At 46.1% G+C, this 25,416-nt stretch carries 17 protein-coding genes; 13 read left to right on the forward strand and 4 right to left on the reverse strand.

Translation table 11 applies throughout. From position 1 onward, the window contains the following. The first annotated feature begins 216 nt into the window (after nt 1-216). Nucleotides 217-795, forward strand: coding sequence for a hypothetical protein (locus tag QT397_08235; GenBank protein WNZ57313.1), 579 nt, complete (start codon nt 217-219; stop codon nt 793-795). 18 nt (nt 796-813) lie between these two features. Continuing rightward, nucleotides 814-8,451, forward strand: a complete 7,638-nt coding sequence (locus QT397_08240; GenBank protein ID WNZ57314.1) for a hypothetical protein — start codon at nt 814-816, stop codon at nt 8,449-8,451. Between the two features lie 242 nt (nt 8,452-8,693). Here QT397_08240 and QT397_08245 read toward each other — a convergent pair whose 3' ends face one another. After that, a complete protein-coding gene (locus QT397_08245; GenBank protein ID WNZ57315.1) occupies nt 8,694-9,482 on the reverse strand; it encodes a class I SAM-dependent methyltransferase in 789 nt (262 codons plus the stop codon). A 174-nt stretch (nt 9,483-9,656) separates the two neighbouring features. On the opposite strand from QT397_08245, the gene QT397_08250 reads away from it, so the two are divergent. Continuing rightward, the gene (locus QT397_08250; protein ID WNZ57316.1) at nt 9,657-10,145 is read left to right on the forward strand and encodes a GFA family protein; all 489 of its coding nucleotides are present in this window, start codon (nt 9,657-9,659) and stop codon (nt 10,143-10,145) included. Nucleotides 10,146-10,214: 69 nt separating this feature from the next. On the opposite strand, the gene QT397_08255 is transcribed toward QT397_08250, so the two are convergent. Next, nucleotides 10,215-11,843, reverse strand: coding sequence for a di-heme oxidoredictase family protein (locus tag QT397_08255; GenBank protein ID WNZ57317.1), 1,629 nt, complete (start codon nt 11,841-11,843; stop codon nt 10,215-10,217). Between the two features lie 1,373 nt (nt 11,844-13,216). Here QT397_08255 and QT397_08260 point away from each other — a divergent pair. Both QT397_08260 and QT397_08265 read left to right on the forward strand, forming a co-directional pair. Further along, a complete protein-coding gene (locus QT397_08260; GenBank protein WNZ57318.1) occupies nt 13,217-14,374 on the forward strand; it encodes an NAD-dependent epimerase/dehydratase family protein in 1,158 nt (385 codons plus the stop codon). 93 nt (nt 14,375-14,467) lie between these two features. Next, on the forward strand, nt 14,468-15,496 hold the full coding sequence (locus QT397_08265; GenBank protein WNZ57319.1) for a glycosyltransferase family 1 protein: 1,029 nt from the start codon (nt 14,468-14,470) through the stop codon (nt 15,494-15,496). 31 nt (nt 15,497-15,527) lie between these two features. Here QT397_08265 and QT397_08270 read toward each other — a convergent pair whose 3' ends face one another. Further along, on the reverse strand, nt 15,528-16,385 hold the full coding sequence (locus tag QT397_08270) for an alpha/beta hydrolase (protein ID WNZ57320.1): 858 nt from the start codon (nt 16,383-16,385) through the stop codon (nt 15,528-15,530). Nucleotides 16,386-16,519: 134 nt separating this feature from the next. Here QT397_08270 and QT397_08275 point away from each other — a divergent pair, with 134 nt between their 5' ends. The 8 genes from QT397_08275 to QT397_08310 all read left to right on the forward strand — a co-directional run bounded on the left by QT397_08275 (nt 16,520) and on the right by QT397_08310 (nt 24,825). Beyond that, complete coding sequence (locus QT397_08275; GenBank protein WNZ57321.1) at nt 16,520-17,401, forward strand: protein-disulfide reductase DsbD family protein; 882 nt, start codon at nt 16,520-16,522, stop codon at nt 17,399-17,401. A gap of 5 nt (nt 17,402-17,406) precedes the next feature. Further along, complete coding sequence (locus QT397_08280) at nt 17,407-18,105, forward strand: hypothetical protein (protein ID WNZ58524.1); 699 nt, start codon at nt 17,407-17,409, stop codon at nt 18,103-18,105. 44 nt (nt 18,106-18,149) lie between these two features. Continuing rightward, nucleotides 18,150-18,548 carry a thioredoxin family protein gene (locus QT397_08285; protein WNZ57322.1) on the forward strand — a complete coding sequence of 133 codons (399 nt, stop codon included), beginning with the start codon at nt 18,150-18,152 and terminating at the stop codon, nt 18,546-18,548. Between the two features lie 2 nt (nt 18,549-18,550). After that, nucleotides 18,551-19,177: a thioredoxin family protein gene (locus QT397_08290; GenBank protein WNZ57323.1), complete on the forward strand. Its 627-nt coding sequence runs from the start codon at nt 18,551-18,553 to the stop codon at nt 19,175-19,177. Nucleotides 19,178-19,192: 15 nt separating this feature from the next. Then, complete coding sequence (locus tag QT397_08295) at nt 19,193-19,696, forward strand: protein disulfide oxidoreductase (GenBank protein ID WNZ57324.1); 504 nt, start codon at nt 19,193-19,195, stop codon at nt 19,694-19,696. Between the two features lie 166 nt (nt 19,697-19,862). Further along, complete coding sequence (locus QT397_08300) at nt 19,863-20,684, forward strand: MBL fold metallo-hydrolase (GenBank protein ID WNZ57325.1); 822 nt, start codon at nt 19,863-19,865, stop codon at nt 20,682-20,684. Between the two features lie 201 nt (nt 20,685-20,885). Further along, complete coding sequence (locus tag QT397_08305; protein WNZ57326.1) at nt 20,886-21,581, forward strand: aspartate/glutamate racemase family protein; 696 nt, start codon at nt 20,886-20,888, stop codon at nt 21,579-21,581. 766 nt (nt 21,582-22,347) lie between these two features. Further along, entirely contained in the window at nt 22,348-24,825 is a 2,478-nt protein-coding gene (locus QT397_08310) for a TonB-dependent receptor (protein WNZ57327.1), read from the forward strand. Nucleotides 24,826-24,940: 115 nt separating this feature from the next. Here QT397_08310 and QT397_08315 read toward each other — a convergent pair whose 3' ends face one another. After that, on the reverse strand, nt 24,941-25,399 hold the full coding sequence (locus QT397_08315; GenBank protein WNZ57328.1) for a hypothetical protein: 459 nt from the start codon (nt 25,397-25,399) through the stop codon (nt 24,941-24,943). Nucleotides 25,400-25,416 lie beyond the last annotated feature (17 nt).

Consider the following 25,416-nt stretch of genomic DNA (forward strand, 5'->3'; position numbering starts at 1 on the left):
CGGCAAATCCGGATTCCTACAGGCCCAACATGGATCCATTGTGAAATACCAAAACGTGATGGAGTTCTAACCTGTGAAGGCTAACTTTAAAATTCTTAGGTTGGGTTAATAAGTTCTAGTGGAGGTTGTGAAAAGCACATTCTTTATATTTGCTTTTTGGCGGCTCTCCACCCCTCTCCACTTGCTTTTAGAACGTGGGAAAATTACTTTATTCTGGTGGTTGATTTGATAGTAGATTACAAAATTCCAATAGGTTACATAAAGCTAATCTTACTTGGCTCTTTTGTAATGGTGCTCGGAAGTTTTGGGTATCTGGGTGACTCTTTTAATCAAGCAAGAAGCATTAACGTATTGTCACTCTGGTGCTTCTTCGGTTCTGTTGTCTATTTTTTGATGGTAAGTCCACGTAACCGTAAAGTCATCGCAAATGATCCTGGTGTTTATGTGCCTAGTATTTTCCTACCTTTTACTTCGGCTGCCAGCTGTAAATGGGATGATATTCTGGATTACAGTTTTAACTATAAAGCTCATTGTCCCGCTCTAGTGCTTCACACTTCTCATGGTGATATGAAAATATATAGTTTTCTCTGCTTTAGGGATGGTGAGTTAGATATACTTGCTTCAGATTTTTTGGAGTTAAAGAAATATATAGTAAATAAGATGTCTGACGCTAAAGATAGTATGGATGCTAATGATGTGCCTATTAAAATAAATAAAGATGCTCGCTCTTATAGTAAGGCTGATAAAAACGACTTAGGTTTTTTATTTTATAAAAACACCTTAATTTTAAGGTGATATCTGGAAATATTGAGTATGTTACAAGGTTGGGGGAGATGGGCTGCAGTTTGGTGTTGTACTCTTACTACACCACTGGTTGCAGTAGCCCAAGAAGAGTCGCTCTGTGCAGAAGTGCGTATTGAAATATTGCAGGAGCTGACACTTGAGCGTCAGGGCTTTGAAGCGATTATGCGTATTACCAATAGCCTGGATACCTTTGCGATTGAGGATATCGCAATCACGGTGGATTTTGCCGATGATGAGGGTAATCAGGTCACTGCAACCTCCGATAGTTCTGCCAGTGATGCAGAGTTTTTTATTCGTGTTGACGACACCCAGAATATTGGTTCTCTGGTAACGGCAGAGGATGGCACAGTTACTGATGGAGAGATCAGCTCGGGCAATGTCGGTGAATTTCGTTGGTTGATTGTTCCCACCGCCAATGCTGCTGGGCAAACTGATAACGGCGAACTATTTTTTGTCGGCGCTACTTTGTCATATTCTTACGGGGGTAAGGATGAAGTGGTGCAGGTTGCACCGGATTCTATTGTGGTAAAACCCCAACCTCTATTGACCTTGGATTACTTCCTCACTGAGCAGGTTGTAGGTGATGATGCCTTTACCACAGAAATCGAGCCTCCTGAGCCTTATACCCTTGGCGTGCGTGTCGATAATAACGGTTATGGCACTGCACGTTCAGTCAATATCGAATCTGCCCAGCCCCAAATTGTGGATAACGAACAAGGCTTGGCGATCGATTTTGCGATTACTAATAGCTTTGTGGAAAACGAGCCACAAAGCCCCAGCCTGTTGATTAATTTTGGTGATATCACTCCTCAGGGAATGAAGGCTGGGCGCTGGGTGATGGAGTCCTCCCTGTCCGGTCAGTTCATTAGCTTTGAGGCCAGCTTTACCCACGCTGATGAGTTGGGCGGAGAGTTGACCTCGCTGATCGATGCTACCAATGCACACTTGTTACTTAAAGATGTACAAGTGGACTTACCGGGGCGTGATAACGTTCTGGACTATCTGGCCTATACCGCTGATAGCAGTCTTGCGGTGTATGAGAGTGAAAATACCGGTGTTGATCTGGCCCTGTGTCGTAGTTGTGCGGAGGTGGATACGCTTTCCTACACTTTGGGTTCTGAAAATGATGGAACCCGTAGTTTAACTGGTGCTGCCGGCGAGGGCTTTGGTTATATCCAGGTCAGTGACCCCTATGCTGGAGAGAAAGTATTACAGCGTGTTGTGGGCGAGGATGGCCGCGAGTTAAATAAAAATAATTACTGGTTATCCAAAAAGCGTGCGGCTAATAAAGTGGACTTTGATTACTTTATCAATGTCTTTGACTATGAGGGTGCAGATAGTTATACCCTACACTTTACCGACTCTGCTGCGCTGCCCCAGGCGCCGGTGATTCAAGCAATTTTAGACCGAACCGGTCATGAAGGAGGGCAGGTCGGGTTCCTGGTGCAATCCTCCGATCCCAATGGCACAGTGCCACAACTCTCTAGCAGCAGCTTGCCCTCTGGGGCTATTTTCACCGATGGCGGCGATGGTACGGGTATATTTCGTTGGGAACCGGCAGTTGGTCAGGCTGGCAATTATGTTGTTTCCTTTACAGCTAGTGATGGTGCTCTCTCTAGTTCTCGTGCGGTTAACCTGAAAATAAACCCCTCTTCTGATACGGATGGTGATGGCCTTGATGATGCCTGGGAGATGGAGCACTTCGGTAACCTGGATCGGGATGGTAGTGGCGATTACGATGAAGACGGCCGCAGCGATGCGGAAGAGGAGGGCGTAGGCAGTGACCCGACTGTGCCAGAGGTAGCCCCTGGCGCGCCCCAGTTGGCTAGCCCGGTATTTGATGCTGAAGTACTTGCTGGTGCTGCGGAATTGTTACCGGTACTTACCCTCAGCAATGGTGAGCATGCGGCGGATTTAAGTGTTGCTTATGAGTTTGAAGTCTATGCCGATGAGGCGATGTTAACTAAAGTCGCCAGTGCTACTTTGGAAGAGAGCGTCGATACTACGTCATGGGCAGTGGGTGCTGATGACTTGGTTTCCGGACAGGTATTTCTCGATAACAACCTTTATTATTGGCGTGCCCGTGCAATTACCCTTGTGGACGCCGAAAGCGGAGATGTCTCGGTCGCATCCAATTGGGAGGCGAGCCGCTTTTTTATCAATACAGTTAACGATGCTCCCACTGCACCGGCAATCAATGCCCCTCAGTTGGATGGGATCGTTGCTGAAACCCGTCCTGAGTTGATTGTGGCTCACGCTTTCGATGTGGACCGGGATACTTTGACTTATGGTTTTGATCTTTTCCATGAGTCCGATCTGGATAATCCCAGTGCCCAGGTTTCCGGTCTGCTGCCCGGTGGTAATTTCCAGACTAGCTGGCAGGTACCCAACCCCTTAATTGAAGACAATGCTTATGTTTGGCGGGCTTGGGTAGAAGATGAGCATGGTTTGCGCACTGAAAGTGATTTGGGTTCCTTCCTTGTTAGTACATTAAACGATGCGCCTATAGCGCCCGCTGTAGTGTCTCCCAATGGTGCCTTATCGAGCTGGCTTGATAATAATGGTGTAGAGCTACGTTTAACTAACGGGAGCGATCCAGAGGGGCAGTCGCTTACTTACTACTTTGAGTTGGACACTCTGGCGAGTTTTGACAGTGATAGCAAAGTGGTTTCAGGTCCAACTGCAGAAGGGCAGCTGGAGACATCCTGGATAGCTGAAGGTCTGCAAGAGGATATTACTTATTACTGGCGCGCTAAAGCCAGCGATGGCGAGGTAGAGACTAGTTGGGTAACTTCCAGCTTTAGTGTGGATACCGATAACACGGCACCGCCAACTCCGAGCCTGCAAAATCCTGGTTCTGCTGCGGTAGTAGAGAGCCTGCGTCCTCTGTTTGAAGTTAACCCAGTCACTGATGCCGATGGCGATAGCGTACAGTATCGCTTTGAAGTCTACTCCGATGCGGATTTGACTCTATTAGTGGCAAGCCAGGTTCAGGCGTCTACCCAGTGGACCCCCGTGTTTGATTTCAATGACAACAGCCACTATTACTGGCGTGCTCAGGCTGAGGACAGCAAGGGTGAGGCTAGTGACTGGAGTGCGGCCAATACTTTCTTTATTAATGAGAACGGGGTTAACGATGCTCCGCAAATATCCCTGGTATTGCCGGCGAGTGATATAACCGTCAGCGAAGCTGAATTACTTATTCAGTGGCAGGACAGTGATCCCGACAGCGATGCAGATATTGCCCTTTATTACTTGTATGAAGGTGGCGGTAGAACCCTGATCGCTGATGGTATCGGTGAGGATGAGGATGGCGACTCCGATCAGTACCATTGGGATGTTTCTAATTTATTAGCTGGTAGTTATAGCCTGGAGCTGGAAATTACCGATGGAGAAAATACGGTAACAACCAGTGGTTGCTGCACCATTCAAGTTCCTGAGCGGGAAAGTCACATTACGGTGCAGGCACTTACAGACCTTGAAACCGATGAAGCGGGTACTAGTATCGCTGTGCTTGAGGTTAGCCTGGATCAGGCCCTGGCGGCAGATACCAGTCTGACTTTGAATCTTGGGGTCTCTGATGATTCTGAGGCGGCAATTCTTGGTAATAACTATCTCCAGTTTACCGCAGATAATTGGCAGACTCCGCAGCTGATCCAACTGGTGGGATTGGATGACTGCTCTGTGGATGGGGATATGGCTTACAGCTTGGTATTCCAACCAGTACAGAGTAATGATAATGCCTACAGCGGCCAGTTATTGGACAGTGTGAGCCTGCTCAACCTGGACAATGAAACAACTGGGCAGGTTCTGTTTATTTGTGATTATTCCCTGGAAAGCCAGGTACCGGTTAATGATGGGGCAGAACTGGAATCCAGCTATCGGGCACGTTTGGATAATCTGGGTGGAGGCTTGGAGGACGCCAGTGCAAGTCTAAGTTTGCTCGATTCTCCCGATTTAAATTACAGCGCGTCGATTGTCAGTGGTGCAACTCTAATTTTTGCCGATATCGGATCTGATGGTAGCGCATTCAGTAATGAGCTGTTAGTTATTCGCCATACCGCAGGGCAACCCTTGGATTTTTCCAAGTTTGTCTGGGATATTGTTGCCGGTGAGTCGCAAACTACCTTGGAAGGTACCGATAGTAATAACACATTACAGGGTACCGATACCGCCGATCGAATCGATGGTAAGGGGGGTAACGACACAATTTATGGTGGCGACGGTGATGATGTCATTATCGGTGGTAGTGGTGCCGATACGCTTTATGGTGAGGGTGGTAACGATATCTTCCTGGTAGAGGATAATGATGGCAGTGCGGATCGCTTTAATGGTGGTGAAGGCTTTGACCAGGTATTAGGGGGCACTGGGGATGACAGCATCCGGATTAGTGTCTTCAGTGGAGAAAGTACGGTTGAGCGAATTGATGGTGCCGATGGCTATAATGTAATTTATGGCACCACCTCGAATAACACCTTGGATTTTTCCAATACCGAATTGCTGAATATCGACTTTATTGATGGTCTCGGCGGCAACGATACTATTTATGGTAGTTCCGCCAGCGATAAGATAATCGGTAATAGTGGAAGCGATAGCCTGTACGGTAATGCTGGCGATGATATTTTTTATATCAGCGGCTTGGATTCCGGTTCTGATCGTGTGAATGGTGGTACTGGCTTTGATCAGGTTATCGGTAGCGATAGCGATGACTGGTTCCGCTTTAGTGTGTTCAGTGGTGATGCGCGAGTAGAGGCGATTGATGGTGCTGAAGGTAATAACTGGATTTTAGGTACTTCATCTAACAATACTTTAGATTTCCGCGATGTGAGCTTAATCAATATTGCACGTCTGGATGCAGAGGCCGGGAACGATACGCTTTACGGTTCTAATGTAGCCGATGAAATTGTCGGTGGTCTTGGCAGTGACCGTCTTTATGGTGAAGGAGGTGACGATCGCTTTTTACTAACCAGTGGAGATACCGGTTTCGATGTTTATACCGGTGGTGAAGGCGATGACTGGCTGCTGGGGAATTCTGGTGATGATGAATTCCGCTTTAGTGTATTTTCTGGTACTGCGACGGTAGAGGTGATTGATGGAGATGGTGGGAATAACCAGATTATAGGTAGTTCCTCCAACAATACTCTGAACTTTACCGATACTCAGCTGCTTTCCATCAATCTAATTAATGCTGCTCAAGGAAACGACGTCGTCTATGGTTCGGCAGCTGCGGATGTGATTGAAGGGGGAATTGGTTCTGATGTGCTGTATGGCAATAGTGGAGCCGATATCTTTGTGCTGACCGCCGGTGATACTGGCTTTGATCAATATCGAGGTGGTGAAGGAAGTGACCAGATACTAGGGACCGATGGCGATGATGAAGTTCGCTTAAGTGTCTTTAGTGGTGATGCCAGGGTAGAAGTTATTGATGGTGCAGGGGGCAACAACCGAATTGTCGGTTCAACTTCCAACAACACCTTGGATTTCTCTGAAGCACAACTCAATAATATTTCTGAAATTGATGCGGGTGCTGGTAACGATACGGTTTACGGTAGCTCCGAGGCGGATCGAATTGTCGTATCAGCTGGTTCGGATAACCTATACGGTAATGCCGGTGATGATATTTTTGTCCTCAGTGGCGAAGATACCGGTTCCAACCGTATTGATGGGGGAGATGACTTTGACACTCTGCTGGCAACTTCTTCTGACGATACCATCACTTTCTCTGTATTTAGTGGGACCGCTACGGTAGAGCGGATTAATGGCGGAGCAGGCTCTAATACCATTCAGGGTACCAGCTCTAACAACACCTTGGATTTCCGCGAAACAGAGTTGATCGATATAAGTTTGATTGATGGGGCTGCAGGGAATGATGTGATTTATGGTTCCAGTGAAGCGGATATTATTGAGGGGGGTATCGGTAGCGATACACTTTATGGTGAAGCTGGAGATGATATCTTCCTGGTGACTGAAGGTGATACTGGCTCAGATTCTTATCGAGGTGGCGAAGGCCGAGATACATTAAAAGGCTCTGCATCCGACGATACATTTATTTTCAGTGTTTTCGCCGGTGATGCTTCTGTAGAAGTTATTGATGGGCAGGGCGGTATCGACACAATTGTGGGAACCAGCTCCAATAATACTTTGGATTTCTCTGAGGCGGAACTAATCGGTATTGCACAGATTGATGGCGCTGCGGGTAACGACTCCATCTATGGTACTGTCGCTGCGGATACTATTGTTGGTGGTCTGGGCAGTGATTATCTGTCTGGTGGTGATGGCGACGATACCTTTGTATTTACCAATGGGGATACAGGGTCGGATACCTATAACGGCGGTGAAGGACAAGACCGATTGCTGGGCACTGACCAGGACGATGATTTCATTTTCAGCAGTTTTACAGGAGTTAATATCCTAGAGGAAATTGATGGTGATGAAGGTGAAAACCGCGTTTTAGGTACCAGTGCCAATAATATCCTTGACTTCACTGTGACTCAGTTAAAAGGTATCACTTTGATTGATGGAGCTGCGGGGAATGACACCATAAAGGGCTCTGAAGAGTCAGACCTTATTGTTGGTGGTATTGGCAGTGACTCTCTTTATGGTAATGGTGGCGATGATATTTTCCAGGTGACCTCCGGTGATACTGGCTATGACCGTTATGAAGGGGGAGAGGGTAGTGATACTTTACAAGGGACTGATGAAGATGATGAATTTCGCTTTAGCGTCTTCTCTGGTACTGCAACTGTCGAGGTAATTGATGGAAAAGAGGGGATGAATCGTATTGTGGGTAGCACTGCCAACAATACCCTGGATTTCCGCAATACCTCTTTGATTGGTATTGCTTCTATCGAGGCGGGCAATGGCAATGACACCATCTATGGTTCAGTAGCTGCAGACACGATAGAAGGTGGTTACGGCAGTGATAACCTCTATGGTGAAGCGGGTAATGACCTCTTCTTATTAACTGCGGGTGACACGGGATATGACCGTTACTCCGGTGGTGAAGGCACCGATGAGATCCGAGGCTCCACTGGCGATGACTTAATTCGTTTATCAGCATACTCCGGTACGGCTACTGTGGAACTTATTGATGGGCTTGAGGGGGTCGATAAAATTCAGGGGACTACAGGTAACAACACTCTGGATTTCTCCTCCACAACACTGGACTCCATCGAAGAAATCAGTACTGAGAAAGGCAACGATACCGTTATAGGTTCCAACACTGCAGATACTATTCGTGGCGGTGAAGGTAATGACTCCCTGGAGGGCGGCCCAGGAGATGATAGCTATCTATTTGCCCGAGGTGACGGTACAGATGTAATTATCGATAACGGCAGTAGTAGCTTAGATGTAGTACTTTTTGAGGGTGCAATTGCTCCAGAGGATCTCTGGTTGGTAATTAATGGTGAGCACCTGGATATCTATCTGCTCGCTGGGACTGAAAAGATACAGGTACGTAATTGGCAGTCGAGCGAAAGTGCGATAGAAGTATTTGCTGTGGAAACTGGTGCTCAGCTGCCATTTCAAAATGTTACCGGGCTTGCAGAGTTCATGACTGGTGTTGGTACGCCTGTAAATGGTGTTATTAATCTCAATACGGATCAGCAGGCTGAATGGAGTTCAGCGTTAGCTGATGCTTGGGAGTAATTTGTAGAAGTTGATTGGCTGTGCCTTCGGGTGCAGCCAGCTTAAAAGCTGAAGATACGGAAGGAAAGTGTATGCGGTATCCCCAGAAGAATCTGTTGCGTACTTAGCTTTAAGAGGCGCTCACTACTTAATTGAGCTGATTAGGTTAATAGTTGGTGCCAGTATTATTTATAAAAATATATCAGAATCCTCTGTGGCAGCAGGTGAGAGTGTTGGTGCTGTGAGGAAAGCCTGAATAGAGGCTATTTCTCTGCTTCAATAATAAATCGTTTGATTCTTACCCCAGCATCCTTTCGCATTTCCGGGTGGATTTTCTTATAGTATTTGTTCATTACCTGGTCGGCAAACTGCTCTCTTTCTGGGTGGCCTAGATGACGGAACTGGGGAACCCATGATAGAAAGAAGGTAGTGAGCTTTTCCCAGGTTTGAAAATTTTCCACATGATAGATTTCATCGAATCTTGGTAAGTAGAAGCCTGCTTCTTCGGCATAGTTCCGCATTTCCTCTAGCGTATAGTGATTATAAGGATCGTAAAAACTTTCAAAATAGGGTTTCCATGTAGCTGTTTCCTGTTCCTCGTATACGGTCTCCCAGAAATTTTCATGATCAACCTGAAAACCACAAACTACTTTACCGTTAACTTTTAAATATTTATAAAAACTATTCCAGACTTGAGCTTGGTCCGCTACCCAGTGTAAACAACTAAAAGAAAAAATAATGTCGAATTTGCAGTCGAACTGGATTTCGTCTGCGCTCATTTGCTCGAAGGATAGGTTGGGTATATTGGCGTAATTTTTATTAGCATAACAAATCATATCCTCGGTTAGATCAATACCGATAATCCTGCCATTTGTCATACGCTCAGCTAAATAGCGGGTTACCTTGCCATCGCCACAACCCACATCAAGAATAGTGGCAGCTTGGCGATAATCGCAGCGATGTATGGCTTCCATAGCGTGGCGCCACTGCATGTCAGAGGCGTTTACGTACTCTTGAGCCTGCCACTTATCATGCCTGATAGGTTCATTCATTGGTGTGACGCCCTGAGTCTCATTGGGGATGGGTGAATCAGTTTAGCCCGAATACACTTATGATCTGTGTAGCAATTTCAGTCATCGATAAATATGGCACAAGAAACTGTGCAGTTCGTAAAACCGTCATTCTGACCACCTGCGGAACGAAAGGTAAAAGTCTGGGAAAGTACTGTGAAACTCAAAGGATCTTGCCACTGCCAATCGGTTAAGTTCAGTCTGGACTCCCGGCAACCTTATCCCTTCAACCGTTGTTACTGCTCAATATGCAGAAAAACGGCTGGAGGAGGTGGTTTTGCTATTAACCTGGGGGCGGATTTCCAAACCCTGAAAGTGGAGGGCGAGGAATATTTAAGTATCTATCAGGCTGAAATTGGGATAACGGGTCAGGAAAATGGCGGGAAAAGTCCGGCACGGCGACATTTTTGTTCAAGATGTGGCAGTGCGTTATGGCTTTGGGACCCGCGTTGGCCAGAACTGGTACACCCCTTCGCTTCTGCGATTGACTCTGAGTTGCCGGTACCGCCGGTTCGTAGCCATATGATGCTGGATTCTGCTCCGGGTTGGGCGCAGCCAGATATACGGGAAGGGGATGAAGTGTTTGAAGGCTATCCAGAGGAGTCCCTGGCTGAATGGCACCAGCGGAATATTCCCAGTGCTTAGCAGGGGATAAAGAGAGGCGGGGCGAGCCTGAGGCCGCCCCGCTTCAGGTCTATAGCGGTGACCTAGTGTTTACTCTTCCGCGAGATAGAGCACCAGATTATCCAGGAAGTTGACCAGATCCGCCTTTTCAGAGTCTGTCAGGGCATCAAACTGTTCCTTGCTGGATTCAGCTTCACCACCGTGATAGACAATCGCCTCGGTCATAGTGGTAGCGCGTCCATCGTGTAGATAAGGTGGTGTTGAGCCAACGCCCCAGAGGTTTTCGGTGAGGAATACAGAGGCTCCCACATTGCCCTCATCAATTTCCTCGGCCATGGCTGTGCCCATATCGTGACGCTTAAGGTCGCCATACAAGCGGACTATTGCTCCGCCATTCTCCGACTCCTCAAACTGTCCCAGCGTTTGTCCGGATGGAAGCTCCTGGGGGTTATCCATGATCTCTGTGAGCAAGTTAAATTGCAGGGATCTGCTAGGTAGGCCGGCTATATCGCCTGCGGGATAAGTCTCATCGCGGTAGTTGGCGTGCTGAGAGGGTTCATAGAAGACTGGTGATGCAACTTCCATCTCAGGGGAGTGGCAAGAGGCGCAGCCAATAGAGCTAAATAGCTCTTCGCCATTTTCGATACTGGCGATTTCTCCGTCGCTTAGTGGTAAGCCGTAAGTCTCCTGCTCTTCCTCGGTTAGGGAATCGATCACGCTGTTAAGCTCGATTTTGGTCACCGGGCGGGGCTGTGCTGCGTTGTAGATAGTTAACGCGGTAATGTCACCAACGCTGAGCTCGTTAGTGATCGAATCAAAGTCGCTGTCTGCATCACCGACCAATTCAGTGGCCTGCATGCCCAGCTCCTGGTGTGCCGCGCCACGAACGAATGCGCGTACAAATCCGGTTAAGCCTTTCCACTCAAAGGGTCTGACTACCAGGTCAGCGTCAAGGCCTTCAACATTATCGTAGTTGACCTCATCACAGGAGACGGAGATCTCACCAAAGCTAACGCCTTTTGCGGTTAGTGCGACAGTCGTATCTGTGCCGGATGAGCAGCTCTCACTGATAGCCTCATCCCGCAAAGTGTGCAGCTCGGTAGTCATTTCTTCCGCTACCAACTGTACAGCCCCCATACCGAACAGGTGGGGCGACTGGCGCTCGATAAAGCCTTTTTGCTTACGTTCAGGGTCCATACGAATCACATTATCGTTCACGCCACCACCGCCATCGGCTACCGGTACGTTGTGACAGCTGATGCAGGAATCACCGTTGGGGCCTGTCGCACGATGGGGCAGGACATTCGCCCATGCATTAGGTCCTTTCAGGTCGGGCCTTGGGAAGCTGGTAAATCTTTTGCCGTTGCCCACATTGACCCCGACCCCGTCGAGAGCGTTGTAATTCATCTCGAATAATTCATCGCCTTCCTCAAAAGCATGAACATAGGCTTCCAGGGTTTCCATGGATTCGAGATCAGATTGCTCCAAATGCCCACCCAGGTGAATTTCAATTGCTCCAGCATGCAATATCTGTACGGTATCGAAGACTTCACTGAAGTCGAAGGGAGTGGTTCTTTGCTGTCTTTGGTTTTTTCTTGCGTGCTTGGGAACTCGGTTTTTATCGTGCTTGGAACCAAAGTCGGCAAGCGCTGGAGTGGCATTAAATGTTAAAGCCGATATTGCCATAGTGACAGGCAATAGGTGTTTTTTAAGTATCATCAGCTATATCTCCGGGTACTGATATTGAGCGGACGTAAGGTGAGTTCTTCTACGAAAATGCACTCGATGCGGAGACACTCGACCGCTTTTCTTTTAAGCACGATTCCCCAAAAAACTGATTATCAGTTGTGCTACAAGGAAAAATTGATAGAGATTTTGGTAATAACATTTTTATCTCGCAAAGTGCATCCAGTAAAGGTTTAACAGCATCCTTGCAAGCTTCTTATAGGTAGAACTGTGCCTGTTCTGCCACTTATGGCTGGCGTCAAGACCACGGGAGATACAGTATTGCGATAGCAGATTTTAAAGCTCAGATTAACTGACCTAAAGATCTAAAATGCGATCCCGATTGTGTCGATTTTGCCCATAACCTACCGCGCTAGTACGCGGCTATGTTTTTGTTTTTCGGCTTTTTTAGTTGCCGTTTGTGATAAATAAGTTCCTTTGAAAGGGTAGGTATTTGCATATTTGCCTTTCGGTGACAGGCTTTCCTGCTTCACGGAAAGTCCCTATTCCTGGTGGTTGTGACATTAGATTTAGGAAAAAGTGCTGGTTATTAACGTTACTGAAGGCAATGGATATTTTGAAAAACTTATAATTATTTTCGATTAAGAGTGAATTCCCCAATTGTGGATTCGTATTGTCTTCAGGTGACACATGGTTTGTAGGCTAATAACTCATCTGTTTGTGGAATTTAATTTCACCTTTGTTGATAGGGTTTATGGAAACGCTTCTTATCTTCGGTGAGTGGCCAGTTCGCTATACCAGATCAAAATTCAGCATGTACTTGTGAGCGTAGACACAGAGATGAAGGGTATTTGATCGCTGTCTTACTTACAGAAAGGTGCTTTGGGGGGGCGACTAATTTGAACCGTATGATTGTCAAAAAAGTTTAGCTTTATTGAAAACATTATTGGCGTATTTTCCTTTCTAATAGAGGGATAGAGTGATCGGTCTAAAACAATAGTGTTTCCGTTCGAGTGCTCAATGTATTTAGGCTTAAAGTAAAATTGGCGCACTATTCATTTGAATGGCGCGATAAAGATCTTTGTCGCCATATATTTCAATATAGAAACAATGAGATAGTTCTATTATTGCGCCTGTAGGCGAGGAAGCCCCCAACTTACTATCAACTACAAAGCTGCTGAGAGATATTTTAAACGAGTGGTTCATTTTTTCTCATTGTGGCGTACAAGGAACATGGATAGTGATATGGATTGTCACGACAATGTCACAAAAAATCGAATAAATTTGTCTGTATGGCCTCGTTTCACGGCAGTTGGTACTTTTGAATGAGGTAGGTTAATTCGAAGCTGCTAAAAATATTAGTTTATTCGAATTGTATTAATTCCTAAAAAATTTTAGGGGGTCGGGTGAGAAAAGTATTGATTTTGGGAGGTGATGGGTTTTGTGGTTGGCCTACATCTCTCCACCTTTCAGAGGCGGGTTATGAAGTTATTATTGTTGATAACTTATCACGGCGAAAAATTGATATTGAGCTTGAAGTTGATTCATTGACACCAATCAGGCATCTGTCAGAGCGGCTTCGTGTATGGCGTGAAGTTTCCGGTATGTCCATCAGGCATATTTATATTAACCTCGGACAGGAGTTTGAGCGATTGCTCACTCTCTTAAAAGAGGAAAAACCAGACGCGATTGTACATTTTGCTGAACAGCGTGCTGCACCCTATTCGATGAAATCTGTCCGGCATAGACGTTATACACTTGATAATAACTTGAATGCTACCAATGATGTCCTGGCGGCTATAGTAGAAAGCGGATTGGATATACATTTGATTCACTTGGGTACTATGGGTGTCTACGGGTATGGAACATCTGGTCTCACTATTCCCGAAGGATATTTAAAAATTCAGGTAGAGACTGAAGGGCATTTGAGTGAACAGGAGATTCTTTACCCTAGTAATCCAGGTTCTATCTATCATATGACAAAGGCACAGGATCAATTGTTATTTGCCTTCTATAACAAGAACGATCAGGTACGTGTCACTGATTTACACCAAGGGATCGTTTGGGGTACCCAGACCCGACAAACACAGAGGGATGAATCTCTGATTAATCGATTTGATTATGATGGTGACTATGGAACAGTCCTCAATCGATTCCTGATGCAAGCGGCGATTAATTACCCACTTACCGTTCATGGCACTGGTGGCCAGAAGCGGGCATTTATTCATATTCAGGATACCTGTCAATGTATTCAGTTAGCTATTGAAAATCCTCCAGAGATAGGCGATAGAGTCAAAATTCTGAATCAAATGACAGAGACGCATCGTATCAGGGATCTAGCAAATTTAATCTCCAACAAGACTGGGGTGGGAATTGCCTACTTGGACAACCCCAGAAAAGAGTCAGCAGAAAATGATTTGTTGGTAAATAATGACCAGCTTATCGAGATGGGGCTCAAGCCTATAACTCTGAATGATAATCTTCTCACTGAAGTTGAGGGTATTGCCAAAAAATATTCACATCGATGTGACCAAGCTAAAATCCCTTGTGTGTCGAAGTGGTGATTTTTTTTATACTTCAATGGTCCTGGTTTTATATGAAATCAAGGCTGCCTGTGGAAGGTGAGGTTTAATGTCTATAGCTGAAGAGTGCAAAATATGAAGATTTTGATTGCTACGGATACTTATCCGGAGCAACTAAATGGTGTTTCCAGAGTACTGGAAAAAACTGAGAAAGAACTCATAGCAAGGGGGCACCAAGTAAAAATTGTTTCTGCTACTGATTTTACTAATTTCCCCTGGCCGGGCTATAAAGAAGTGAAAATTGCAGTATTTCCCGGTGGGAAAGCTGCCCGAATTATTGAGGATTTTTCACCGGACGCTATTCACATTATGAGTGAAGGTCCTGTGGGGTGGGCTGTTCGTGGCTACTGCAAGCGAAATAATTTGCGTTTTACGACATCTTGGCTGTCCCGTCTCTCTGAATATGTATCGATTCGCTATAAAGTTCCACTGAAGTGGTTACACGGTCTCCTTCGTCGCTTTCATAATTCCGCAGCACAAACAATGGTGACTACAGATGGTATGGCAGCGGAAGCTCGAACCTTGGGGATTACCCGTGTCACCCGCTGGCGAAGAGGCGTAGAGTTAGAAAAATTCCATCCGGTTGAGACAAAACTTTTTGAGGGCCTAACTCGACCTATCATGCTCAATGTAGGGCGTGTTGCAGTGGAAAAATCGCTGGATAAGTTTTTATCTCTTGAGTTACCGGGAACAAAAGTTATCGTGGGGGATGGTCCTCAACTCAATGAATTAAAGAGGAAGTTTCCACAGGCGGTATATCTGGGAATTAAAGAGGGTAAGGACTTAACTGAATGTTACAGCGCTGCAGATGTTTTTGTATTTCCTTCGGTAACTGACACTTTTGGTCTGGTTAATCTTGAGTCTTTAGCCTGTGGTTTGCCCGTTGCCGCCTACCCTGTGACAGGTCCGAAAGATATCATTGGTGATGCCCCTGTTGGAGCGTTGGATAGCAATCTGCAAGTGGCCATAGAAAAGGCACTATTATTGGACCGATCGGACTGTGTTACTCATGCCAGGACCTATTCCTGGGATGTGGCCACTGAGGATTTTATTTCAAGCCTGGTTCCGGTAAGTGCAGTAGAGGCTTTGCCTGTTGATGGCTAGATAAAAGCGTTGCTCGTAAAGTTCGCAAGGCTTACTTGCGAGCTGACTTGAGCAACTCAACCCAGCAGTACTTGTTAACAAATGCATAGTGTCCCAGCTGGTGCCAGCTTTGAGTTGAGCTATTTGGCATTAAGCTCGAGAGATATTCTGGCATTTTAATATCAATTATATCGTCGGCATCACCATAAAATATTTTGGTGGAAGTGGTGATTTCACGAGGATCAAACCCCCAATCCCAAAGCGCCATTATCATTTCAAAAAAACCCTCCCCATGCTGCGTTGCTCCGGCAGAAAATGATTCTTCAAACATTTTCTTAAGTGCCGGGTCTCGAATAAACAGTGCGGCATCAGAGGCGTCTTTCTTTGCAAAGAGCTGAATATAATCTTGTATATTGCTATTGGCTTGGTATGCACTTAATCGGCACAGACAACGAGTAAGAAATTGCCAACGATGAATCTTTGCGATAAGTCTGATATCCGGGTTTTTTAGCAGGTCAGTCATTCCTGGGTAGTCCAGTGGCGCAACAGGAGCTGCAAGGGCAATTTTAGAGACTCTGTGGGGAAGTTTGTTAGCGATAGAAAGTGCATGAGGGGCACCACCTGAATGGCCGACTACCGAAAATGTCTCGATATTTAGACGATTAACCAGTTCTTCGATATCCGCCCCCCAATCAACCATTCGCCGGCCTCTATGGGGAGATGACCCCCCCACACCAGGTTGATCTACAGAGATGATTCTTACGCCAAGAGATGCGGTAAGGTCCTTATCTGGATTGCGAATTAGTCGCGAATCTGAGAAGCCATGATTGAAAAGCACAGGCCAGCCATTTGGATCACCATAGTCATCATAAGTAAGGATACGGCCGTCACTTATCTGCAAGGCAGGCATTCTGGGCGCTTCTTTAGGTTAGGTATGATCGGAGTATAGTGAGACTTTGTTTTGTGATGGGTGAGGCCAATGTTGTAACTTGTATCTGACCCAAAGGGGGAGTACCAGTTGATTAGGCGAGAAGGAGAATCACATTGAAAATAAAGACCACGCTGATCAACATCTGCTGTTTAACGTTACTGTTGGTTGCGGGTCTCCCTGTAGCACAGGAGACGGCATCTGGTGATCACGTCAAGGTGCGTTGGCTGGCACCTGATACATTTCGCCAAGGAATGAGAGAGACGGTTGGATTCTACTTTGAGGTAGATCCTGGATGGCATGTGTATTGGCGTAATGCTGGAGATTCAGGGGCGGCTCCACGATTTGATATGGAGGCTCAGGGCGCTTCATTAGGGCCGATCGAATGGCCATTCCCAACGCGCCTCCGGGTAGAGCATCTTACTAACCTGGGGTACTCCGGGAATGTTGCCTACCTGTTCCAGCTCCTCCCAGATAAGCGCACGCAAGAGGTCATCCTGCATGCGGACCTGGAGTGGTTGGTTTGTAAAGTGGATTGCATACCGGGCTTTGCCACTATGAGCCTTGTACGGCCGGTTGCAGAGCAGGCGGCTTGGCCAGCTACAGATCTGGCGTTAAGGAATTACTTTGCCAACAGGCTTCCAGGGGGAGAAAGTGAGAGCCCGTGGCAACCAGTATCCATTTCAGCACGAGGTAGTGAGCATATTACTTTGCAGCTCAGTGGGAATCGTAGCGATGAAATACCTAGTATTTTCCCCGTAAATGGTGACTTGTACTCTGCGTCTGAGCCAGAAGTTCAGCGCGAAGATGAAATTCTCCTCTACAAGTTCAAGCGTATGCCAGGCTCTGAGATTAGTGAAAGCAGCGATTTTGTGATTACAGACTCGAGCCGGGCCTGGAAAGTCTCTGCCCCCTCTTATCTCAAGGGGGAATTGAGACGAGCGCGACCTCTATATGGCTTTTACTTCTGTCAGCATTTATTGCCGGTATCCTATTGAATCTGATGCCCTGTGTTTTCCCGGTGCTGTCCATAAAGCTATTTGGACTGATTAACGGTGGTAATCGCCCAGCCGAACGTTTGCGAGAATCTTTCCTATATAGCGCCGGCATTATGGTGACTTTTCTTGCTTTGGGGCTTGCTTTATTGGCGCTACGCTGGGGAGGGTTGGCCGTTGGCTGGGGTTTTCAACTTCAGTCACCGGTTGTGGTAATTGGGTTAATTATGCTCTTCTGGCTGATGGCCCTATCCTTTAGCGGCTTTTTTGAGTTTGGGCACCGATTAATGGGGCTTGCTAGCTCCAGTAGCCGTGGCTCCTTTACCACCGGTGTTTTAGCTGTCTTTGTTGCCGCCCCCTGTACCGGTCCATTTATGGGAGCAGCTCTGGGAGCAGCGGTGGTGATTCCTCCACTTCAGGCTCTACTCATCTTCTTATGCCTCGGTTTAGGGCTCGCTGCGCCATTTATTTTGATGTGTGCAAGTCCTGTAATACTGAGGCATCTGCCAGCTCCAGGTCCATGGATGGAGAAGTTGCGTCAGTTTCTGGCATTTCCGCTTTACGCAACAGTGATATGGCTACTATGGATTTTAGGGCGCCTAGCTGGGGACTCTGGTTGGTTGGCCGGTTTAAGCCTGTTGCTCGTTGTTACTCTTGCAATCTGGCTAGTAAAAAATTTTTCCAAAAGGGGGGAGCAGCGGGTCTGATTTGTGTCGCTGCTATTTTGCTAATATCTCTACCGGCAATCCGTATGGAGGGTGGTGAGCAACCTGCAGAAATGGCGTATGACTGGCATCGTTATGACAAGGCACTTTTGACGGAAGCCTTGGATAATGGGCGCCCTGTATTTATTGACTATACCGCAGCCTGGTGTATTACCTGCCAGGTAAATAAAAAGCTGGTGCTTGATACCCCAAGTGTACAAGCATTATTTAAAAAGAATAACGTGCTTCTTATTCGGGCCGACTGGACGCGTTATAACCCTGAAATTACCCAAGCTTTGCAGAATTTAGGGAGGAACTCTGTACCTGTATATGCATGGTATCCTGCAGGAGAGAAAAAACCAGAGTTACTTCCACCACTGCTGCAAGAGTCTTTAATTGCAGCACTGTTTAGTAAGCACTTAACTGTTAATAGTGAGGATGGTTAATTATGAAATTATTTTTCAATGTGAATAATTCGATACTTAGAGGAGTTTTGCTTTTATTCCTGATGTTGCCGAGTGTCGTGTTGGCAGCAGCCGTTCCTGGACAAAAAGCGCCAGAATTCTCAGTAGTGGATGCTGCGGGAAAAACTCACAATCTCTCCGATTACACAGGCCAATGGTTGGTTATTGAATGGTTTAATAAAGATTGCCCCTATGTCAGGAAACACTATGGCAGTGGTAATATGCAGTCCCTTCAAAAAAGGTATACAGCACAGAAAGTAAATTGGCTCACGGTTATTTCTTCAGCTAAAGGAAAGCAGGGCTATTTGGAGCCAGAGCAGGCTATGGCAGTTGCACAGAGTCATAATCTCGGCGCAAGCGTACCCTTCTTGCTGGATACCTCTGGAGTTATGGGGCGTGCTTATGGGGCTAAAACTACTCCGCATATGTTTATCATTAATCCTCAGGGGGAAGTCGTATATGCTGGAGCCATTGATGATAATGACTCAGCCAATCCTGCGGTTATAGGCAGTTCACACAATTATGTTTCTGCTGCACTGGATGCTTCACTGAAGGGACTGGCTGTGCCCAAGTCCTCGTCGCGGGCTTATGGGTGTAGTGTGAAGTACTAAAGGAGTTTATTTGGGGTGGAAAAAGCTCGTTATAGCTACCTGGTTCAGGCGTTGATATTTATCACCTTGGCGGTACTAATGGTTACTGCCGTGGGTTATTTCCACCAAAGAGATATCCCTGAGAACCAGGCCCCTCAGTTAGAGGGGCAATCGCTGCAGGGAAATCTTATTGACCTAAAGCAAATGTACCCCAAAGGGCCAGTATTAATTTACTTTTGGGCAACCTGGTGCCCCTATTGCCGGATAGTTTCCCCCGCTGTGACTGACCTGTCTCGGGATTACCAGGTTGTTGGTGTTGCGATGCAGTCTGGTACAGAAGAAGTGGTTACCGAATATATGCGGAATCACGAACTTGCTTTTCCTTCTCTAAATGATCCACATGGCGTTTTAAGCGCCCAATGGGGCGTGAAAGTGACGCCAACCTTGCTGATTGTCGATACTGACGGGCGTGTTGCCTGGGTCACCACTGGCGCCACATCCAAGTTGGGTTTGCAGCTGCGCTTAAAGATGACAAAGTAGTCTGTCACTATTAAGGTCACTGCGTCGTATTTAAGCTTATATCAAACTCTCTTTCCCTGAGCCTGGGATGGTTGGCGTTAAAATTTCCTAATTGCCGGGGAGGGCTGCCCTTATAGATATGCTTCTATAATTCCTTAAAGGTCTGTCTCTTGCGCTGGAGAGTGGCGTGTCGGTTATTGATTCTTTTGACTATCAAGATCTGGATGCGCAAAGGGTCGGCCGTTTCGATTTTGGTATCAATACAACCTTTATTGTATATCGGTTGGGTGATACTATTATCGATGCCGGCCCCAGTAACCAGTGGAAATACGTCAAGTGGTTTGTAAAAAATAAACCTTTTCGGCAATTGGTCCTCACCCATCACCACGAAGATCATAGTGGTAACGCCGGTGCAATTTATAAGCTTACCGGTATTCAACCAAGAGCCCCTAAGGCGACAGTAGAGATACTAAAGAGAGGCTTTCGGATACCTCCAATACAGATGCTGATTTGGGGAAGGGCCGGGCGCGCAGAAGCTGCTCCACTACCGGAAGATTTGAGATTTTCCGGGGAAAAAGTAGTGGTTATCCCCGCACCTGGGCATGCTAAAGATATGACCTGTTATCTGGTTCAGGATCGAGGGTGGATATTCACTGCTGATTTGTATGTAGCTAGTAAGTTAAAGCTGTTGCGTAAAGATGAAAGTATTCCAATTTTAATGCACAGTATCAAAAAAGTGCTCACTTATGATTTTGATATTATATTTTGCCCTCATAGAGGGATTGTGGAAAAAGGGAAAGTTCGCTTGCAAGCCAAGTATGATTATTTATTAAATCTTGCAACTGAAGCACGGGATTTGGACCGGCAAGGTTTGCCTCTTGGTGAGATTACCCACCGGCTATTGGGAAGAGAAAACATGATGAGTGTCGTGTCTGGTTTTAATTTCAGTAAGAGGAACTTGATTGCCTCCTGCATGCGCTTTGACCCTACAGAAGTATCTGATTATTGATTTCTCACTAAAAAAAAGAAAAATAGTAAATTGCTTCCGTATGCAATTTGCATTGAGCGCCGAATTTAAACAGAAAGTACAAATTGGTACTTCTAAATAAGTTGTCGGTATTCTTGGTCTCTTTTTATTTGCAGTCAGTCTTTCGAATCGCTCATGTTAGTATTCGCAACATGTATTAAGGGATATCAAGTGAGTTTGAAGATGAAGAAGATTGGCCTTTTGGGTGGAATGAGTTGGGAGAGTACGGCAATTTATTATCGCCTGATTAATGAAGGAATTGCTCAAAGGTTAGGAGGGCTGCACTCGGCCGAAATTCTACTTTATAGCGTCGATTTTGAAAAAATTGCACGGTTACAAATGGAGGGTGATTGGGCTCAGGCAGGTAAGCTATTGGTTGAGGCGGCAATATGCCTGGAAAAAGCCGGTGCTGAGGGAATTTTATTGTGCACTAATACTATGCATAAAGTAGCTGGAGATATTATCGAGACTCTTGATGTACCTTTTTTACATATTGGTGATGCTACAGCTGAAGCACTTAAGAACAGAGGGATAAAGACCGTCGGCTTGTTGGCGACAGCTTTTACTATGGAGCAAGATTTCTATCGTGGCTATATGCAGGAAAAGTATGGGATTGAGGTTTTGATTCCGGAGCCTAGCGATAGAGAGATAGTCCACAGGGTTATTTACGAAGAGCTCTGTAAGGGGAGAGTCCTTAACAGTTCAAAAATGGAATTTATTCGTATTGTGGATTTGCTATCCAATCGAGGTGCCGAAGGTGTGATCCTAGGGTGTACAGAGATTTGCATGTTGCTTTCGCAAGAGGATACCTCTACTCACCTGATGAACTCCACAGAGATTCACGCTCAAGCCGCAATAAAGTTCGCACTTGATTGTTGAATAGTGTTGCTAGGTTTACTTAGAGATATCTTTGTCAACCAAAAGTTAGACTGATGCTCCACTGTGACATCCATTAAAGCCACTCTACTAGCTTCGAAGCGTATCAGTGGGTGGTTTTTTTATAACACAAATCTACTCTTGTTAGGTTTGCTTGTCCCATATTCGTTAGTTTTTTAGTATTAACCTCTTTTGTTAAGTGGGTTTTCTGTGGATGTTTGTCTGTGAGTTAGAGCTAACAATATAAAATATCTTCACAGTATTTGTTTGTGGAAATGATATTTATCATGTTTATTACGGTAGGCTAAGGTTATTTTTTTACCTCAAATCATCAAATAAGTTTCATTTGTCCTCTGTAGAAGTTATTATTTGGGATATACCCTGCTTGTGTATGTGCGCTCTATTTTGCTCCCTCTTGTAATTAAATTTAATTTAATCATCTAATTATATTTATTTTATTTTTGGCAGTTTTGTCAGTATTTACATTTTTAGTCGTTCTTAATTTTTAAATTGCCTTTTTTGCTCTTGCAAATTGTAGTTTTTCTGGCATTTTCTCTGGTTGTCACACTTCTTGCAGTGAATGTATTGGTGGTAACCTCCCTCTGCATAAGCGAGCTTTCAAGTGCGTAAAAAATTTTTATTGATCTCCTGGAGCACTACCTTAATTAGCCAATTTATTTTTGCTGTAACGCACAAATTGGTTTAAGTGAAAGCTGGTTGATTTGGCTCGGAAGAAAATAAGAGATAACTAAAACAGGGTATTTCTCCTATGAATGAAAAAAAGAAGCGCTGGCTTACGGCCTGTGGCGCTCCCTCTCTGCTGGCAGCTTCGATTGCTGCATTAAGCAGTCCCACTTTTGCTGAAGATGCACTCCTTGAGGAAGTGATAACAATCGGTACCCGTGTTGAAGGGCGTTCCGCTACAGATTCCTCCGCTCCCATCGATATCGTGACCGGAGAAGAATTTGTAAACCAGGGTGATGGAGATCTCAGTAACCTGCTTAGAAACGTTGTTCCATCCTACAACGTTAATGCAAAGCCAATTTCTGATGCTGCCTCAATCGTTCGCCCTGCAAACCTGCGTGGACTGCCACCCGATAGCACACTGGTTCTGGTAAATGGTAAGCGTCGCCATCGCGCTGCCGTCATTTCCTTCCTCGGAAGTGGTGTTTCAGATGGTGCCCAGGGGCCAGATATCTCTGCAATTCCGGCGATTGCTCTGAAACAGGTTGAGGTCCTGCGTGACGGTGCCGCAGCCCAATATGGCTCCGATGCGATTGCCGGCGTTATCAACTTTCAGTTAAAGGATGCAGCTGAGGGCGGCACGGTTGAAGCCAAGTATGCTACTACCGCTGAAGGTGATGGTGATCAGAGTACGATAGCGGCGAATTTTGGCCTGCCTCTGACAGACTCTGGTTTTGTGAATGTCAGCCTTGAGTATCGTGAGCAGGATTCTACCAGCCGCAGTGTGCAGCGGGATGATGCAGCCCAGTTGATCGCCGATGGCAATACCTATGTTGCCAATCCTGCGCAGATCTGGGGCCAGCCAGAAGTTAATGACGATACCAAGTTCTTTGTTAACAGTGCCATAGAGCTAAATGATACTGCTGAGCTGTATGCCTTTGGTAACTATGCCAGCCGCGAAACAGATGGGGGCTTTTACTTCCGGAACCCGGAAACTCGTCCCGGCGTTTATGCGCTTGATGATGAGCCCTTAATTGGTGATCTGGATGCTAGCAATGGTATCTATGATTGTATTGGCATGACCCATGAGGAAGCACAGTCTAGTGATGAGTGCTTCTCATACACCGAAATGTTCCCAGGCGGATTTACTCCGCGCTTTGGCGGTGAGCTAGAGGACTACTCAGCAGTATTTGGTGTTCGTGGTGAATTTGCAAATGGCATTGGCTACGACGTAAGTGCCAGTACCGGTCACAACGAAGTAGACTTTTTAATCTACAACACCGTCAATGCCACGCTCGGACCTGACAGCCCGACCAGATTTAGCCCTGGTGGTTATATACAGGAAGAAAACAACTTCAATATCGATTTGACTAAGAGCATTGAACTTGCCGGAATGCCTCTGTTCATGGCCACGGGCTTTGAATGGCGTGAAGAAGAGTTTGAGGTCAAACAGGGTGATACTGCCTCCTGGCAAGTTGGTGATCTGGCGGAGCAGGGTTTCCTGATTGGTTCGAATGGATTCTCTGGTTTTGGTCCTGAGGTTGTAGGCACATTTGACCGGGATAATATTGCACTTTACACCGACTTCGAACTCGAAGTCGTCGAAGCTCTTCGATTAGGTGCGGCACTGCGTTGGGAAGACTTCTCTGATTTCGGAGATACTTCCAATTTCAAATTGTCAGCCCACTATACAATCAACGATGTGATTGCCCTGCGCTCTACGCTGAGCACCGGTTTCCGTGCTCCGACACCAGGTCAGTCCAACATTACCAATGTCACTACGGCTTATACCAATGGCGCATTGGCTAACCGGGGAACTATACCGGCAACCAACCCCATTGCTGTATTGAAAGGCGGTAAGCAGCTGCAGCCAGAGGAGTCTCAGAGCTTTACTTTCGGTACAATTATTGCCGCAGGTGATTGGGATATTACCCTGGATTACTTCCTCATCGAGGTGACAGATCGAATCACTCAATCTGCTAACCAGGAACTGACCGATGAAGAGCGGGATCAGTTGGTTCAGGATGGCATCAGTGGTGCTGATTCCCTTGAATATTTCCGTTTCTACACCAATGACTTCGATACCCAAACCCAGGGTGTTGACTTGGTGGCGACTTACCCACTCGGTGATGCAACAGATTTCAACCTGGCTTTCAACTGGACGGAAACAGAAGTTACCGATTTCAGTACGGATACCATGGATGAAATGCGTATCAGGCAGCTGGAGGATGGCTTACCAGAGGTGCGCGGTAATGCATCTGTTACCCATAGTGGTGACAGCTGGCGGGGCCTAGTGCGACTCAACTACTACGGTAGCTACTGGGAAGCACATTTGGACGATTACAGCTTGCCCATTGATGCCGGTGATGAATGGACTGTGGATATTGAGGCTGCTTATGACTTCAATGATTCCATGACCTTGATTGCCGGTGCGGAAAACGTATTCAACAACTACCCGGATAAAAACCCCTGGTCCGGTGTTGCTGGAGCGGAATATCCGGAAACGGCACCTATGGGATTCAATGGAGCTCTGTACTACGTAAGAGCGCAGTATGAGTTCTAAGTAATCCCAGCTGTAGCTGGAATTTTGTAGCTGGCTAACCTTGGGTTTCTTAATACCGGGTTAGCCGACTGCAGAATTATGTGACGATTAGATCCCGCTGTAAGTAGCGGGATTTTTACATATCCCACAGTGAATTTGTGGCCATAGATAAGGTAATTCTTTCCTTATCTTGTATTTGCTTTAGGTCTTCAAACACCTCTTTCACCTCCATCGACTCAATTGCACCATACACCGCCTGATAGAGTTCTGAGAAATAGCGATCTACCTCTCGTCCCATATTATTAATTTCACGAATTGTCGGTGGATCACTCAGATTGAGGCGGCGAATAAAGTCATTGGCACTTTCTTCATGGGTGTATTGCAACCATGTCTTCATCACCTTATTTTGCGCTACATCATTGTAGTTCTGCAGGTTTTTCGCCATTCTCTGCTCATGCTCAAGCATGTGTTTTAATAGCAATTGGGTTCGGTAGTCCTCTGATTTTTCCAGTAAGGTCTCGTAAACAGCTGCCATTTCCAGGTGAAATCTCTCAGCATCCTTGATGACTTCAAATGCTTGTTTGAAAGTCTTCATAGTAAGTACCCTCTGAT

Source organism: Microbulbifer sp. MKSA007 (assembly GCA_032615215.1).
Taxonomy (GTDB): Bacteria; Pseudomonadota; Gammaproteobacteria; order Pseudomonadales; family Cellvibrionaceae; genus Microbulbifer.

What these genes read in the sequence shown, in the direction of transcription:
- QT397_08315 (WNZ57328.1), bottom strand. Translation starts at nt 25,399, where the DNA reads ATGAAGACTTTCAAACAAGCATTTGAAGTCATCAAGGATGCTGAGAGA.
- QT397_08265 (WNZ57319.1), top strand. Translation starts at nt 14,468, where the DNA reads ATGAAGATTTTGATTGCTACGGATACTTATCCGGAGCAACTAAATGGT.
- QT397_08255 (WNZ57317.1), bottom strand. Translation starts at nt 11,843, where the DNA reads ATGATACTTAAAAAACACCTATTGCCTGTCACTATGGCAATATCGGCT.
- QT397_08270 (WNZ57320.1), bottom strand. Translation starts at nt 16,385, where the DNA reads ATGCCTGCCTTGCAGATAAGTGACGGCCGTATCCTTACTTATGATGAC.
- QT397_08245 (WNZ57315.1), bottom strand. Translation starts at nt 9,482, where the DNA reads ATGAATGAACCTATCAGGCATGATAAGTGGCAGGCTCAAGAGTACGTA.
- QT397_08280 (WNZ58524.1), top strand. Translation starts at nt 17,407, where the DNA reads ATGCCCTGTGTTTTCCCGGTGCTGTCCATAAAGCTATTTGGACTGATT.
- QT397_08285 (WNZ57322.1), top strand. Translation starts at nt 18,150, where the DNA reads ATGGAGGGTGGTGAGCAACCTGCAGAAATGGCGTATGACTGGCATCGT.
- QT397_08290 (WNZ57323.1), top strand. Translation starts at nt 18,551, where the DNA reads ATGAAATTATTTTTCAATGTGAATAATTCGATACTTAGAGGAGTTTTG.
- QT397_08310 (WNZ57327.1), top strand. Translation starts at nt 22,348, where the DNA reads ATGAATGAAAAAAAGAAGCGCTGGCTTACGGCCTGTGGCGCTCCCTCT.
- QT397_08305 (WNZ57326.1), top strand. Translation starts at nt 20,886, where the DNA reads ATGAAGAAGATTGGCCTTTTGGGTGGAATGAGTTGGGAGAGTACGGCA.
- QT397_08240 (WNZ57314.1), top strand. Translation starts at nt 814, where the DNA reads ATGTTACAAGGTTGGGGGAGATGGGCTGCAGTTTGGTGTTGTACTCTT.